The 14299-nt window shown below is 66.8% G+C and carries 12 protein-coding genes and 2 tRNA genes; 10 read left to right on the top strand and 4 right to left on the bottom strand.

The genetic code is table 11. The annotated features are described in order from the left end of the window. Nucleotides 1–80: 80 nt before the first annotated feature. Nucleotides 81–647 carry an elongation factor P gene (gene efp / locus N792_RS04750; protein ID WP_036193093.1) on the bottom strand — a complete coding sequence of 189 codons (567 nt, stop codon included), beginning with the start codon at nucleotides 645–647 and terminating at the stop codon, nucleotides 81–83. A 114-nt stretch (nucleotides 648–761) separates the two neighbouring features. On the opposite strand from efp, the gene epmB reads away from it, so the two are divergent. Next, nucleotides 762–1802 (top strand): EF-P beta-lysylation protein EpmB, encoded by a 1041-nt coding sequence (gene epmB / locus N792_RS04745; RefSeq protein ID WP_036193092.1) that lies wholly within the window; start codon nucleotides 762–764, stop codon nucleotides 1800–1802. A gap of 292 nt (nucleotides 1803–2094) precedes the next feature. After that, a complete protein-coding gene (locus tag N792_RS04740; RefSeq protein ID WP_036193090.1) occupies nucleotides 2095–4173 on the top strand; it encodes an EAL domain-containing response regulator in 2079 nt (692 codons plus the stop codon). Nucleotides 4174–4250: 77 nt separating this feature from the next. Here the strand turns inward: N792_RS04740 and htpX are convergent, their stop codons facing one another. Continuing rightward, nucleotides 4251–5153, bottom strand: a complete 903-nt coding sequence (gene htpX / locus N792_RS04735) for a protease HtpX (protein ID WP_036193088.1) — start codon at nucleotides 5151–5153, stop codon at nucleotides 4251–4253. A gap of 203 nt (nucleotides 5154–5356) precedes the next feature. Between htpX and gluQRS the strand changes: the two genes are divergently transcribed. From gluQRS to phaR, 3 genes are all read left to right on the top strand, one after another. After that, nucleotides 5357–6364: a tRNA glutamyl-Q(34) synthetase GluQRS gene (gene gluQRS / locus N792_RS04730; protein WP_084105410.1), complete on the top strand. Its 1008-nt coding sequence runs from the start codon at nucleotides 5357–5359 to the stop codon at nucleotides 6362–6364. Nucleotides 6365–6401: 37 nt separating this feature from the next. Further along, a complete protein-coding gene (gene phbB / locus N792_RS04725; protein ID WP_036193499.1) occupies nucleotides 6402–7142 on the top strand; it encodes an acetoacetyl-CoA reductase in 741 nt (246 codons plus the stop codon). Nucleotides 7143–7227: 85 nt separating this feature from the next. Then, complete coding sequence (phaR, locus tag N792_RS04720) at nucleotides 7228–7710, top strand: polyhydroxyalkanoate synthesis repressor PhaR (RefSeq protein WP_036193086.1); 483 nt, start codon at nucleotides 7228–7230, stop codon at nucleotides 7708–7710. 93 nt (nucleotides 7711–7803) lie between these two features. Here phaR and N792_RS04715 read toward each other — a convergent pair whose 3' ends face one another. Further along, nucleotides 7804–8724, bottom strand: coding sequence for a M48 family metallopeptidase (locus tag N792_RS04715; RefSeq protein ID WP_052103482.1), 921 nt, complete (start codon nucleotides 8722–8724; stop codon nucleotides 7804–7806). A 93-nt stretch (nucleotides 8725–8817) separates the two neighbouring features. Continuing rightward, a complete protein-coding gene (locus N792_RS04710) occupies nucleotides 8818–10620 on the bottom strand; it encodes a formylglycine-generating enzyme family protein (RefSeq protein ID WP_224743954.1) in 1803 nt (600 codons plus the stop codon). Nucleotides 10621–10894: 274 nt separating this feature from the next. Between N792_RS04710 and rnd the strand changes: the two genes are divergently transcribed. From rnd to N792_RS04685, 5 genes are all read left to right on the top strand, one after another. Next, complete coding sequence (gene rnd / locus N792_RS04705) at nucleotides 10895–11980, top strand: ribonuclease D (RefSeq protein ID WP_036193496.1); 1086 nt, start codon at nucleotides 10895–10897, stop codon at nucleotides 11978–11980. Between the two features lie 41 nt (nucleotides 11981–12021). After that, nucleotides 12022–12097: transfer RNA gene (locus N792_RS04700), tRNA-Ala, on the top strand. A 125-nt stretch (nucleotides 12098–12222) separates the two neighbouring features. Continuing rightward, a tRNA-Arg gene (locus N792_RS04695) sits at nucleotides 12223–12299 on the top strand. Nucleotides 12300–12412: 113 nt separating this feature from the next. Beyond that, on the top strand, nucleotides 12413–13945 hold the full coding sequence (amaB, locus tag N792_RS04690; RefSeq protein ID WP_036193085.1) for an L-piperidine-6-carboxylate dehydrogenase: 1533 nt from the start codon (nucleotides 12413–12415) through the stop codon (nucleotides 13943–13945). 90 nt (nucleotides 13946–14035) lie between these two features. Then, entirely contained in the window at nucleotides 14036–14299 is a 264-nt protein-coding gene (locus N792_RS04685) for a DUF4190 domain-containing protein (RefSeq protein WP_036193494.1), read from the top strand.

The raw sequence follows: 14299 nt of genomic DNA, 5'->3' as shown, positions 1-14299 counted from the left end.
TCCATGGATCCCCCGCTTGAAACATGCGGGGATGACGATCCGGCAAAGCCTTGGCCGCGGTGCGGCCAAGGGCCAGATCGTCACTTGACCCGGCTGACGTACTCGCCGGAGCGGGTGTCGACCTTGATGATCTCGTCCTGGCCGACGAACAGCGGCACCCGCACAACCGCGCCGGTTTCCAATGTGGCCGGCTTGCCGCCACCGCCGGAGGTGTCGCCACGCACGCCAGGATCGGTCTCGACGATCTTCAGCTCGACGAAATTCGGCGGAGCAACAAAGATCGGGCTGCCGTTCCACAAGGTCACCACGCAGTCCTCCTCACCCTTCAGCCACTTGGCCGCATCGCCCACGCCGTTCTTGTCGGCCTGGACCTGCTCGAAGCTGGTGGGGTCCATGAAGTGCCAATGCTCGCCGTCGGTGTACAGGAACTGCATGTCGGTATCGAGCACGTCCGCCGCTTCGAGCGAATCGGTCGCCTTCATGGTGATTTCCTGCGTCCGCCCGGTCTTGATGCTGCGGTACTTCACCCGGGTGAAGGCCTGGCCCTTGCCCGGCTTGATGAAGTCGGTATCGGTGATGACGCACGGATCGTTGTTGATCAGAATCTTCAACCCGTTCTTGACATCGTTCAAGCCGTAAGTGGCCATGCGGGAACTCCTGCAGATATGAATGACTGGGGGTCGCGGCCCCACGCACGCGACGGGCCGCTAGAATGTCTGGCTGTGTCCGGTGCCGCCGGTCGCAAGCGAAACTGGAACCGAATGATACCCGCAGCCCCGGCCGCCATACAGACGCGCCTCACGCCGCCACGCTGGCAACAGCTGTGGCGCGAGGCCGTGCGCGACCCGCGTGAACTGCTCGACCTGCTGGGCCTGGACCCCACCGCGCTGAACCTCTCCGAGGCCGCCGCTCGCCAGTTCGCCTTGCGCGTGCCGCGCGGATTCGTCGCCCGCATGCGCCACGGCGACCCGCACGATCCGCTGCTGCGCCAGGTGCTGCCGCTGGACGCGGAGATGCAGCCGATGCCGGGGTTCGAGCTGGACGCGGTGGGCGATGCGGCCGCCAGGGCCGGCAACGGGGTGATCCGCAAGTACCGCGGCCGGGCGTTGCTGGTCAGCACCGGCAGTTGCGCGATCAATTGCCGGTACTGCTTCCGGCGCCATTTCCCGTATGCGCAGGAGACCGCCGCGGCAGGCGGCTGGGCGGAGGCGGTCGAATTGATCCGGGCCGATCCGGACATCGACGAAGTCATCCTGTCCGGCGGCGACCCCTGGTCGCTGGCGACCCCGAAGCTGGTCGAATTGACCGATGCACTGGCCCGCGTGCCCCACCTCAAGCGGCTGCGCATCCACACCCGCCTGCCGGTGGTATTGCCGGAACGGGTCGACGATGCCCTGGTCGACTGGCTGGCGACGCTGCCCTGGCCGGTGGCCGTGGTGTTGCACGCCAACCATGCCAACGAGTTCGATGCCGACGTCGACGCCGCCGTGGCGCGCCTGCGCGGCACCGGGGCGAGCGTGCTCAACCAGGCGGTGCTGCTGCGCGGCGTCAACGATTCGGTGGACGCGCTGGCCGCATTGAGCGAGCGTGGCTTCGCTGCCGGCGTGCTGCCGTATTACCTGCATCAGCTCGACCGGGTCCAGGGCGCGGCGCATTTCGAGATCAGCGACGAGCGCGCCCTGCAACTGCATGCCGGTCTCGCTGCCCGGCTGTCGGGCTATCTGGTGCCACGGCTGGTTCGCGAGATCGCTGGCGACAGCGGCAAGCGTCCAATGATGCCTGCGACCGGCATCCAGACTTGACGGCAATGCCGTGGACGCTCATACCGGCTTCTGTCATAACGGGCCGGAAAATCCGGACGGACATGCGTTTTCATGACGAGTACCGACATGGCATCGCCGGCACCGGGGCATCATGCTGCGGGAACAACGACAAACGGCAACGGTTCTGTCCGCGACGGCACGCTCCTGCCGCCACGACGACCCGGTGCGGCAATCCAATGCGGCAATCCAATAACGGTCCCGGGTGATTGGGCCGCGCCGGATCATCGATGGCCCGGCGCGGCAGACACACAACGGGACGAACGGGGGAACTATGCAACTGGTTAAGGACACGACGCTGCGACTGCTGATCATCGATGACAGCGTCGACGATGCCGAAGCCATCGCCAACGGCCTGCGCAACAGCGGGATTGCGGTGAGGCCGAGTCGGCCCGAAAGCCTGGAAGCGTTCTCCGGCCTGCTTTCCGGCCAGCCGTTCGACCTGGTCCTGGCGGCCGGCGATTCCAGCACGATCACCCTGGAACAGGTTGTCACCCAGGTCGGCGCCAGCGGCAAGGATCTGCCGATCCTGGTCCTGCTGGATGCGGTCGACGACGCCCGCCTGTTGAAAATGAGCGAACTGGGCGTACGCGCCGTCGCATTGCGCCAGCACCCGGGGCACGTCGAGAAGGTGGTACGCAATGAATGGAGCGACCTGGAGGCGCGGCGGTCGCTGCGGTGGCTGGAAACCCAGACCCGTGAAACCGAGCGCCGCTGCGACGCGCTGATCGACTCCTCGCGCGACCCGATCGCCTACGTCCACGAAGGCATGCACATCCGTGCCAACGGGGCCTACCTGGAGATGTTCGGCTTCGATTCGTTCGAGGACATCGAAGGCATGTCCTTGCTGGACCTGATTGCCCCGCAACACGTCGACGAATTCAGGGAACTGCTGAAGCGGCTGGGCAAGGGCGAGGCCCCACCGCCACGGTACGAGCTTGAGGCACTCACGCTGGATGGGGCGAGCTTCCCGGCCGTGATGGAGTTCACTCCGGCCAGCTACGAAGGCGAGGCCTGCCAGCAGGTCGTCCTGCGGCGGCAGGAACTCGATCCCGAGCTGGTCCGCGAAGTCGAGGAGTTGCGTCATCGCGACCAGGCCACCGGCCTGCTCAACCGCGCGACCTTCCTGCGGGCGCTGGAGGATGCCGTCGCCGATGCCGCGCAGAATGCCGGCCGCCAGGGCCTGCTGCTGATCGAACCCGACCATTACGCCCACCTGCTGCAGGGCATCGGGCTGGATGCCTCCGACGACCTGATCGGCGCGTGTGCCCAACGCCTGCTGGGCGTACTGGGAGACGGCGACATCGTGGCGCGCTTCAGCGAGCACCAGTTCGCGGTGCTGCGGCCCGGCAGCGACTTCCATGGCACCACCGCGCTGGCGGAGTCGATCCGGACCGCGTTCGCCGACCACGTGCTGGAAACCGATGCCCACTCGCTCAACGCGACCGTCAGCATCGGCGGCGTGCAGATCGGCCAGAAGATCGCCAGCGTCACCGAGGTGCTGGGCAAGGCCCACCACGCGGTGCAGGCGAACCTGGCCGTCGGTGGCAACCGGATCGACATCTTCGACCCCGGCGCGGTGGATCGCGCGGAACAGGAGCGTGTGGAGGCCTGGGTCACCCGGATCCGCGACGCCATCGACAGCGACCGTTTCATCATGCATTACCAGCCGTTGATCGGCCTGCATGGCGAACCCATCGAGATCTACGACGCCTACCTGCGCATGACCGGCGAACACGGGGAGCTGGTGCAGCCGCCGGCCTTCCTGCAGATCGCCGAGGAACATGGCCTGTTGTGGGAAATCGACCGTTGGGTCGTGGGCAACGCGATTGCCAGCATCGGCGCCCAGCTCAAGGCCGGCCATCGCACCACCCTGCTGGCCCGGATCACCGAGGCGTCCCTGCAGGACGACAGCCTGTTGCAGCACATCACCGAGCGGCTGGCCAAGCACGGCGTGGACGGCGAACTGCTGGTGCTGCAGCTGCCCGAGTCGAAGGTGTTCACCCACCTCCGGGCCGCGCAGACCTTCCAGCAGGAAGTGGCCCGGCTCGGGGTGCGGATCGGTCTGGAACAGTTCGGCAGCGGCCTGAATTCGTTCCAGTTGCTCAGCCACTTCGACGCCGCCTTCCTCAAGCTGGACCGCGCGTTCATGGAGGACCTGCCGGCCAACCAGGAACACCAGCAGCGCATCCGCGAGATCGCCGAGAAAGCGCGCGAATCGGGCAAGCAGACCATTGCCGAATTCGTCCAGGACGCCGGCAGCATGAGCATCCTGTTCAGTGCCGGCATCGACTACGCGCAGGGCCATTTCCTGGCGGCGTCGGGGCCGAGCATGAACTACGACTTCAGTTAGCTTCCGGTCGCGGGACTGCCGGACTGGACGCATGAAAAAACCCGCCGGATGGCGGGTTTTTCTTCAGCCGGCGGCGGTCAGACCACCGTGCGCACCGTGTCCTGCATGCGGCGCAGCGCGGCGATTCGCTCCTCCAGCGGCGGATGGCTCATCAACAACCGGCGCATGCCGTGGCCGACCGCTCCGCTGATGCCGAACGCCGCCACCTGCTTGGGCAATGTGTTCTGTCCGTGGTTCTGCGCCAGACGCTGCAGCGCGGCGACCATCTTGTCGCGTCCGGCGAGGCTCGCACCGCCGGCATCGGCGCGGAACTCGCGGTACCGCGAGAACCACATCGCGATCATGCTTGCGATCAGGCCGAACACCATGTCGAGCACGAACACGATGATGTAGTAGCCGAACCCGGGAGCGCTGCTTTCACGGTTGCCGCTGATAAACCCGTCCACGATCCGCCCGACCACCCGCGCCAGCACGATCACGAAGGTGTTCAGCACGCCCTGGATCAGCGCCATCGTCACCATGTCGCCGTTGGCCACGTGGCTGATTTCATGGCCGAGCACCGCTTCGGCCTCGTCACGGTTCATCCCGCGCAACAGCCCGGTGGACACGGCCACCAGCGAGTTGTTGCGGCTCGGTCCGGTGGCGAACGCGTTGATCTCGGGAGCGTCGTAGATCGCCACTTCGGGCATTTTGATGCCCGCCGCCTCGGCTTGCCGCTGCACGGTGGCCACCAGCCATTGCTCGCTCTCGCTGCGCGGTGTTTCGATCACCTGGGCGCCGGTCGAACGCTTCGCCATCCACTTGGACATCGCCAGCGAAATCAGCGAGCCGCCAAAACCGAACACCGCGGCAAACACCAGCAAGGTGCCGTTGTTGCCCAGGGTGATGCCAAACACGCCCTGCAACACGCTCAGCACGATGCCGAGCAACACCATCACCGCCAGGTTCGTGGCCAGAAACAACGCGATACGTTTGAACATGGGTAAATTCCTTCCGCGCACCCTGCGCAGCCAGGGAAATCTGTGGCAGGCTCGACGCAAATTCAAGTGCCGAGGCGCAAACGACTCATTGCGTTAACTTCCATCGTCGTCACAAGGGTGCGGGCAATCGCGCTGCATCGGCTCGACGCCGAATCTCCCCGGCATTTGCCCAGAACCATCCGCCTGCAACCAGCCTGCCCGCCATGCCCAGCGCACCGTCTACCGCTGCTCCTGCCGAACACGGCCCGCCGGAGCCGGGCCGTCCCACCGACCGCCGCCCCATCGAACGGCCGTCCGGTTATCGCGGACGTTTCGCGCCCTCGCCAACCGGTGATCTGCATGCGGGCTCGCTGCTCGCCGCGTTCGGCAGCTGGCTGCTGGCCCGTTCCGCCGGGGGCAAGTGGCTGGTGCGGATCGAGGACCTCGACCCCGCCCGCGAAGTGCCCGGCTCCGCCGAAGCCCAACTCGCCACACTGACCGCCTTCGGCCTGGTGGCGGATGCACCGGTCGTCCGCCAGAGCGAACGCGACGGACTGTACCGACAGGCGTTGCAACGGCTGATCGACACTGGCCACGCGTTTGCCTGCCATTGCAGTCGCAGCGATCTGGCGGCGGCCGGCGGCATCCATCGCCATTGCGTGGCTTCGGCCCGACGCGCGGATCCGGCCATACGGTTCCGCGTCCACGATGGCACCTGGATCGATTTCGACGATGGCATCCAGGACCACCAGCGGCAGGACGTCGCGCGGCATGCCGGCGACTTCGTGATCCGCCGTGCCGATGGCTGCTGGGCCTATCAGCTGGCGGTCGTCGTGGATGACGCCGACCAGGGCATCACCGACGTGGTGCGTGGCGCCGACCTGCTCGACTCGATTCCCCGGCAGATCCTGCTGCAGCAGGCGCTGGGCCTGCCCACGCCGCGCTACGCCCACCTGCCGCTGGTCGTCGATCGTGACGGTCGCAAGCTGTCCAAGTCGGATCGGGCACGGCCCGTCGATCCGGCGGATCCGCTGCCGGCATTGCGTCGCGCCTGGTTGACATTGGGCCAGTCGGCGCACGCGCTGGACCTGGCCGGCGATGTCGACGAACTGCTGGCCCATGCACTTGCCGCCTTCGATCCACACCGCATTCCCGCCACGGCTCCCGCATTGGAACGGTCTGCGTTGCAGCGCACAACAGAAGATCGATGCCTGCCAAATAGACTCGGGTAAGGCACGGACCAAACACCGCAATCATCAGGAGATGGACATGCAGGCACGTATCGCGTTGGTCACCGGCGGCACCGGCGGTATCGGCACCTCGATCGTCAAGCGGTTGCACGACATGGGGCACAGGGTCGCGACGAACTTCCGCGACGAAGCCCGCGGCCGCGCCTGGCAGGCCAGCATGAGGGACGCCGGCTACGACATCACCCTCGCGTTGGGCGACGTGTCCTCCGCCGAGCAGGGTGAAGCCATGGTGGCCGAGGTCGAACGCCAGCTCGGGCCGGTCGACATCCTGATCAACAACGCCGGCATCACCCGCGACTCGACGTTCCACAAGATGACCCCGCAGCAATGGAACGACGTCATCAGCACCAACCTGAACTCCTGTTTCAACGTCACCCGCCCGGTGATCGAGGGCATGCGCCAGCGCAAGTGGGGCCGGATCGTCCAGATCAGTTCGATCAACGGCCAGAAAGGCCAGTACGGCCAGGCCAACTACGCGGCGGCGAAGGCCGGCATGCACGGCTTCACCATCTCGCTCGCGCAGGAAAACGCCAGGTTCGGCATCACCGTCAACACCGTCTCCCCTGGCTACATCGGCACCGACATGGTGATGGCGGTGCCCGAGGATATCCGCGAGAAAATCGTCGCCCAGATTCCCACCGGACGCCTCGGCACCCCGGAGGAAATCGCCTACGCGGTGAGCTTTTTCATCCCCGAGGAAGCCGGCTGGATCACCGGCGCGAACCTGTCCGCAAACGGCGGCCAATACATGGGCTGGTAAGCCGGCAGGCACAAGCGGGCGCTGTTGCAAGCCCCCACGGCCTAAGCCATGCTGCAGGGCATCATGGCTTCAGGTCCTGTGTCCCATGTCATCGAAGCGAGTCATCAAGAAATACCCCAACCGCCGTCTCTACGACACCCAGATCTCGAGCTACATCACGATCGAGGACGTGCGGCAGTTGATCGTCGATGGCGAGGATTTCGAAGTGGTCGACGCGCGCTCGGGCGAGGACCTCACCCGGCAGGTGCTGCTGCAGATCATCACCGAGCACGAGCAGGACGGCGAACCGATGCTGTCCACCCAGCTGCTCAGCCAGATCATCCGGTTCTACGGCGACTCGCTGCAGGGCTACATGGGCAGCTACCTGGAGCAGTCGATGCAGGCCTTCCTCGACCAGCAACAGCAGTTCCGCAAACAGATGGGCAACATGCTCGGCCAGACGCCCTGGGCGATGATGAACCAGCTCACCGAGCGCAACATGACGATGTGGAAGGAATTCCAGCAGAACCTCGCCGGCAACGTCGGCCAGACCCGCACACCGGGCAAGAAGCCCGACAGCAAATCCTGAGGCGACTACGGGAAATTCATCCGATCGCTGCCGGTTGATGAAGGCAATGCCTGCAGCCCGACCATTGGCACCGACCGTGATCCGGCTTGCCGCCTACCGCGGCGCCTGCCCTTCGCAATACTTCTGATAGAAACCCAGCGCCTCCGGCATCAGGGCCTGCAAGGTCTGGATACGGTTGGCGGGATCGGGGTGGGTGGAGGCGAATTCCGGCGGCCGCGAACCGCCACCCAGTTGCGCCATGCGTTCCCACAGCGGTATGGCGGCGCGGGGGTCGTAGCAGGCTGCGGCCGCCAGCATCAGGCCGACCTGGTCGGCCTGGGTTTCGTGGTTGCGCCCGTACGGCAGGATAAGGCCGTATTGCGCACCCACGCCCAGCGCAGCCATCACGGCCTGCTGTTGCTGCGGGTCCATTCCTCCCACTGCCATGCCGGCCGCCATCTGGCCCATCTGCACCAGGTTCTGCTGGGCCATGCGCTGCGAACCGTGCCGCAGCAGGGCGTGGGCGATTTCATGACCCATCACCACGGCCAACCCATCGGGTGTCTGCGTCACCGGCAACAGGCCGGTGTAGACCGCCATCTTGCCGCCCGGCAGGCAGAACGCATTGGCCTCGTCGGACTGGATCACGCTGACGTCCCACTGGAAATCGCGGTATGAGGTCGGCGCCTGCTGCTGATGACGGGCCGCAAGGTCCGCGGTGACTTCCGGCACCGTGGCGACCAGCCGTTGGGCGATGGCACGGACCTGCTGGCTGGCCGGTGCATCGGCTGGCAACAGTGCACCCTGCATCTGGGCATCGCCGAGCACCTGCTGGTAGGCCTGCGCGCCCAGCTGGACTTCTTCAGCGGCGCTGGCACCGTAGTGCGCCGTCTCGCCGGTGTATGGATCGGTCTGGGCCGAGCCGAACCATTGCCATGCCGCGTAGCCGGCAAACAGCAGCAGGATCCACCAGCGGAAACCGCCGCCCCGACCCCGGCGCGGCTGCGGGGAACCGCCCATGCGACTGGTGTTCATCCCATGCTCCTCATCTGTCTGCCACCTGTTGCCACTGTGAGCCGGCACGACCCGGGACCGCTGGCAGGCGGACACCCGTTGCCATGGCCGGGATCAGATCTCGCGCACGACACGGAAACCGACCCGAGCGTTGGTGGTATCCACATCGCTGCCCAACCGCCATGCCGAACGGGTCTGCTGGGGCGAGCTCGCCCACGAACCACCGCGCACCACCCGCTCCTGGCAACCCGGATTGATCCAGGCCTTGCCATCGGAAGGCGCACGTCGGTAATTGCTGTGCCAGCAGTCCGCAACCCATTCGCTGACGTTGCCGCTCAGGTCGTGAAGGCCGTATGCATTCGCCGCGTACGAGCCGACCCGCGCCGGTCCCCAGGCACCATCGCCGTAATCTGCGAAAGCATTGCGCCAATGCCTGCCACTGGGGGATTCATCGAGCGCACCGGTGAAGTTGCCGGCGTCCTCCGGCGGCCCGCCCGCGCCCCAGGGGAACGGGCCCGGGCTGCCTGCGCGCAGCATGTATTCGAACTCCGCCTCGCTGGGCAGCCGGTAGTGCTGGCCGGTCTGGTCGGACAACCATTGCGCGTAGGCCTGCGCGTCCTTGGCGCTGACGTGGACCACCGGCAGATGGTCGCCTGCCGGAGCGCCGGCATAGTCCGACCGCCAGTCGACCCCGTTGCGACGCACCAGGTTGCCGCTGCGTTCGTCATAGACGGTGGAATAGCCGCGCCGGTCCGCCCGCGTCCGGTACGCGGTGGCGGTCACGAAGCGCCGGAACTCGCCGACCGTGACCTCGTGTCGCGCCACGGCCAGCCCACGATCGAAACGGACATTGCGTGTGGGCCGTTCGGCATCGCTGGAGCCGGCTTCGCGGGCGTCCGCCCCCATCCGGAAGGCGCCGTGCGGGATGACCACCAGCTCCGGGCCCCGTCCCCCCTGACGCAGCGCCTCGGTAAACGCCTGACCCGGCCGGAACAGTCCGTAATGGCTGGCCAACTCGATGCGTTCGCGCAACTCGATCGCCGCCGGATCCGCCGCGGGTGCAATCCGCAACAAGGTCGCCAGATGTTCCCGTGCGGTATCGATGCCGCCCTCATGCGCCAACGCAACGATGCCCTCGTCACGCAGGCTGCTCACTCTCGCCCCGCGCATGCGGGCAATGCGCGTGCGGGCCTGCGCGACCGTATCGAGTTGCGGCCGCACCGAGGCGGCCTTCTCCAGCCACATGTCGGCCTCGGTGTAGTCGTCTTTGCCGGCGGCAATTTCCGCCCGGCGGATCAGCCCGCTCTCGGCCGCCGCCAGCCCTTGCGTCGCACGGGCATCGTGCGGCCGTATTGCCAGCGCCTCGCGGAAATAGGCGATCGCGCCGTCCTTTTTTCCGTCCTCGCCGATCTGGCCGTCGTTCAGGGCGCGCTCGCCGCGCAGACTGGCCTGCTGCGCCTGGTCGACCAGATCCAGCCGGCCCAGCCAGGCGGCGACGCGCGGGTCGGCCGGCGCCACGGTGCGTGCCACCGCGGCGATCTCGTGGGCACTGCGCAACTGCGCGGGATCGGCATCGACATCGGCCAAGGCGAGCTCACCCCGTGCCAGCAACGCCTCCAAGGCGTGATCGAGGCCGGCGGAAACCTCGGCATCGGTGGGCGCTTGCTGCTGCAGCGCCATGTACAACGGAATCGCATCGTCATCGCTGCCGAACAACTCGCCGGCTTCCAGCGCCTCGGCCGCCTGCTGTTTCAGTCCGGCGATGTTTTCCGCATCGACTTCGACATCCGGTGCGCGCCAGACCGGCACCTCCTGGTCCTCGCCGATGGTCACGACCGGCGCACGCGCTTCGCTGACGTCACCCTGGGCCGTGTCCGGCGTCTCGTCCGGCGGGCGGGAACATGCCGCCAACAGCACCGCGAGCGCGAGCGCCGCACTCAGGCCCGCGCGCCCCGTCGGATGGCTTCGCCTGGGCGGCTGTGGCGGCAATATCACTGGGGGTCGTGAATGCAATCGTCCTCCCTGCCTGTTGGCGTTGCGGGGGCCGCACCCGGAAGGGCAGGCCGAAAATAGGCTATTGTCGCCCGTCGCGGCAACCTCCGTCTCCGACCGATCCCACGTGACAAATCCAGCCTCAACCACCACTTCAAGTCCGGCTTCGTCCAGCGCCGCTCCGCTCTCCCCCGCGTGGATCGCGGACCCGGCCGAACTCACCGCCCGCCTCGCCCACCGCCCCGCGCGCATCGGCCTGGATACCGAGTTCATCCGCGAGCGCACCTATTGGCCGCAACTGGCGCTGCTGCAGATCGCCCTTGAGCGCGGCGACGCCACCGAAATCCTGCTCGTGGACACGCTCGCGCCGGGAATCAACGAGGCGTTCGCACCAATCCTCGCGGACGAGACGATCCTGAAAGTCATGCACAGTCCCAGCGAGGACCTGGTCGCGTTCAAGCACTCCTGCGGCGTGGTGCCGCGTCCGCTGTTCGATACCCAGCTGGCGGCGGCACTGGCCGGCGTCGGCAGCGGAATGGGTTACCAGAAACTGGTGGAGAGCATCACCGGCATTGCGCTGGCCAAGGGCGAGACCCGCTCGGACTGGCTGCGTCGGCCGCTGTCACCGGCCCAGCTGGAATACGCGGCCGACGACGTGCGCCACCTGTTCGAACTGAACGACGTGCTCGACGGCATGCTGGGCCAGCTGGGTCGGCGCGAATGGCTGGCCAGCGATGCCGCCCGCACCGTTGCGAACGCCGGCGACGACGGCATCGAACGCTGGCCGCACCTGTCGATGCGCAACGCCCAGTTCCTCGATGCCATGGCCCAGCGCCATCTGGTGCGTCTGCTGCGCTGGCGCGAGGCTTACGCCCGTGAGAGCGACCGCCCGCGCAGCTGGATCCTCGACAACGAGTTGGCGGTCACCCTGGCGCGCAAGCTTCCGGCCGACCGGCAGGCGCTGCAGCGCGAGCTGGATGCCCATCCCAAGGCGCCCCGCAAACTGGGCGACGCGATCTGGCAGGCACTCACCACCGCCCTGCCCGACGAAGCCGATGCGCCCGACGCCGGGATTGCCGAGAAGCGCGACAAGAACCGTCTGCGCCGGTTGCAGGACGCGGTCGCCGCACGCAGCGCCGAGCTCGGATTGTCCGACGGCATACTCGCTTCGCGCCGCCATCTGGAAAGCCTGCTCGACCACGGCCAATGGCCCGACGCCCTCGCCGGCTGGCGCCGCGAAGTTCTCGAACCCGTCCTCGCGCCGCTGATCGAAGAAAAACACTAGCGCTGGCGGACCACCGTCGCTAGACTTGTCCACGCTTTCATGGGGCGGTAGCTCAGCTGGGAGAGCGCCACGTTCGCATCGTGGAGGTCAGGGGTTCGATCCCCCTCCGCTCCACCATGAATTGCAGGAAGGGCTGGACTTGCGTCCGGCCCTTTTTGTTGGCCGGCCCAGCGGCTGCTTTTCCATTCCCCTCCCGGTCCCGGCGGGCCATCGCCGACAGTTCCTGCGATAATTCCGTCATTGGCCCCGTAGCTCAGCTGGATAGAGCGGTCCCCTCCTAAGGGACAGGTCACACGTTCGAATCGTGTCGGGGTCACCACGCACTTGTCGCGTGCCATTGGCAGGGGTTTCACGCAGGGGTTCGCGCTGCTTCTTTTGTGCGGCCGTTCGCCCCTTGGCAGCGTCCATACGCATCATCAACAGGAGATTTCCATGACCCATCCCGTCCTCACCGCGCTCGGCCTGACCGGCACCGAATCGGGCACCTACCTCGGCAATGGCGAATGGTCCAAGGCCACTGGTGCCGGCGTCCTGGAGCCGATCAACCCGACCGATGGCGAGGCACTGGCGAAGGTGCATGCCAGCAGCCCGGCGGAGTACGAGCAGATCGTCGAGCGTGCCCAGGCCGCCTTCAAGGTCTGGCGCACCACGCCGGCCCCGCGTCGTGGCGAGGCCGTGCGCCTGTGCGCCGATGCGCTGCGCGAGCACAAGGACGCACTGGGTTCGCTGGTCGCGCTGGAGATGGGCAAGTCCAAGCCGGAAGGCGACGGCGAAGTGCAGGAGATGATCGACATCGGCGAGTTCGCCGTCGGTCTGTCGCGCCAGCTGTACGGCCTGACCATGCATTCCGAGCGCCCCGGCCACCGCATGTACGAGCAGTGGCATCCGCTGGGCATCGTCGGCGTGATCTCGGCGTTCAACTTCCCGGTCGCGGTCTGGGCCTGGAACGCGCTGATCTCCGCGGTCTGCGGCAACATCACCATCTGGAAGCCGTCGCCGAAGACCCCGTTGTCGGCAATCGCTGCGGTCCGGATCTGCAACGAGGCGCTGAAGAAGGGCGGCTTCCCGGACATCTTCTTCCTGTTCAACGACGCCGGCACCGAGCTGGCCCAGCACTTCGTCGATGACAAGCGCATCAACCTGGTCAGCTTCACCGGTTCGACCAAGGTCGGCCGCCATGTCGGCGAGCGCGTCGCGCGCCGGATGGGCCGCTCGCTGCTGGAGCTGGGCGGCAACAACGCGATGATCGTCGATGCCAGTGCCGACCTGAAGCTGGCGATTCCGGCGATTGTCTTCGGCGCCGTCGGCACCGCCGGCCAGCGCTGCACGACCACCCGCCGTGTGTTCATCCACGAGTCGATCTTCGACGACGTGCTGGCCAAGCTGGTCACCGCCTACAAGCAGGTCGAGGGCAAGACCGGCGACCCGACCGACCCGACCAACCTGATGGGGCCGCTGAACAGCCCGGAAGCGGTGCAGGGCTATCTGGCCGCGATCGAGAAGGCCAAGGCGGCCGGCGGCACCGTCGCTACCGGCGGCGCGGCGATCGACCGCAAGGGCAACTTCGTGTTGCCGACCATCATCACCGGACTGACCAACGACGCTGAAGTGGTGCAGACCGAGACCTTCGCGCCGATCCTGTACGTGATGAAGTTCAAGGACCTCGACGACGCGATCGCGATGCAGAACGACGTGCCGCAGGGGCTGTCCTCGGCGATCTTCACCGAGAACCTGAAGGCGGCCGAGGCGTTCCTGTCGGCGCGCGGTTCGGACTGCGGCATCGCCAACGTCAACATCGGCACCTCGGGTGCGGAGATCGGCGGTGCGTTCGGTGGCGAGAAGGAAACCGGCGGTGGCCGCGAATCGGGTTCGGACTCCTGGCGCGCCTACATGCGTCGCCAGACCAACACCATCAACTACTCCGACGAACTGCCGCTGGCGCAGGGCATCAAGTTCGACCTGTAAGTTCCTCCGGCCGAGAGTGCCCAGCCAATGAACAGCCCCGTCCCTTCCTCCCTGCCGCCGCCCGCTGGCAACGGCCGGCGGACCAGCACGATGGCCATCATCAGCCTGGTCGCCGGCGTGCTGGGCTGGACGGTCCTGCCGATGCTGGGCAGCATCGTGGCGATCGTCACCGGACACCTTGCCCGCAGTGAAATCCGTCGCGACAACGGCAACGTCGAAGGCGACGGACTGGCCATCGCGGGCCTGGTACTGGGCTACGCGATGGTCGCCCTCGCCGTTCTGGCGGTGCTGGCGATACTGCTGTTCTTTGGTGGGCTGGCGGCGTTCCTGGCACTGGCCGGCAACTGGGGATAA

This window comes from Lysobacter concretionis Ko07 = DSM 16239, from assembly GCF_000768345.1.
Classification (GTDB): domain Bacteria; phylum Pseudomonadota; class Gammaproteobacteria; order Xanthomonadales; family Xanthomonadaceae; genus Novilysobacter; species Novilysobacter concretionis.
This window is presented reverse-complemented; position numbering and strand designations above follow the sequence as displayed.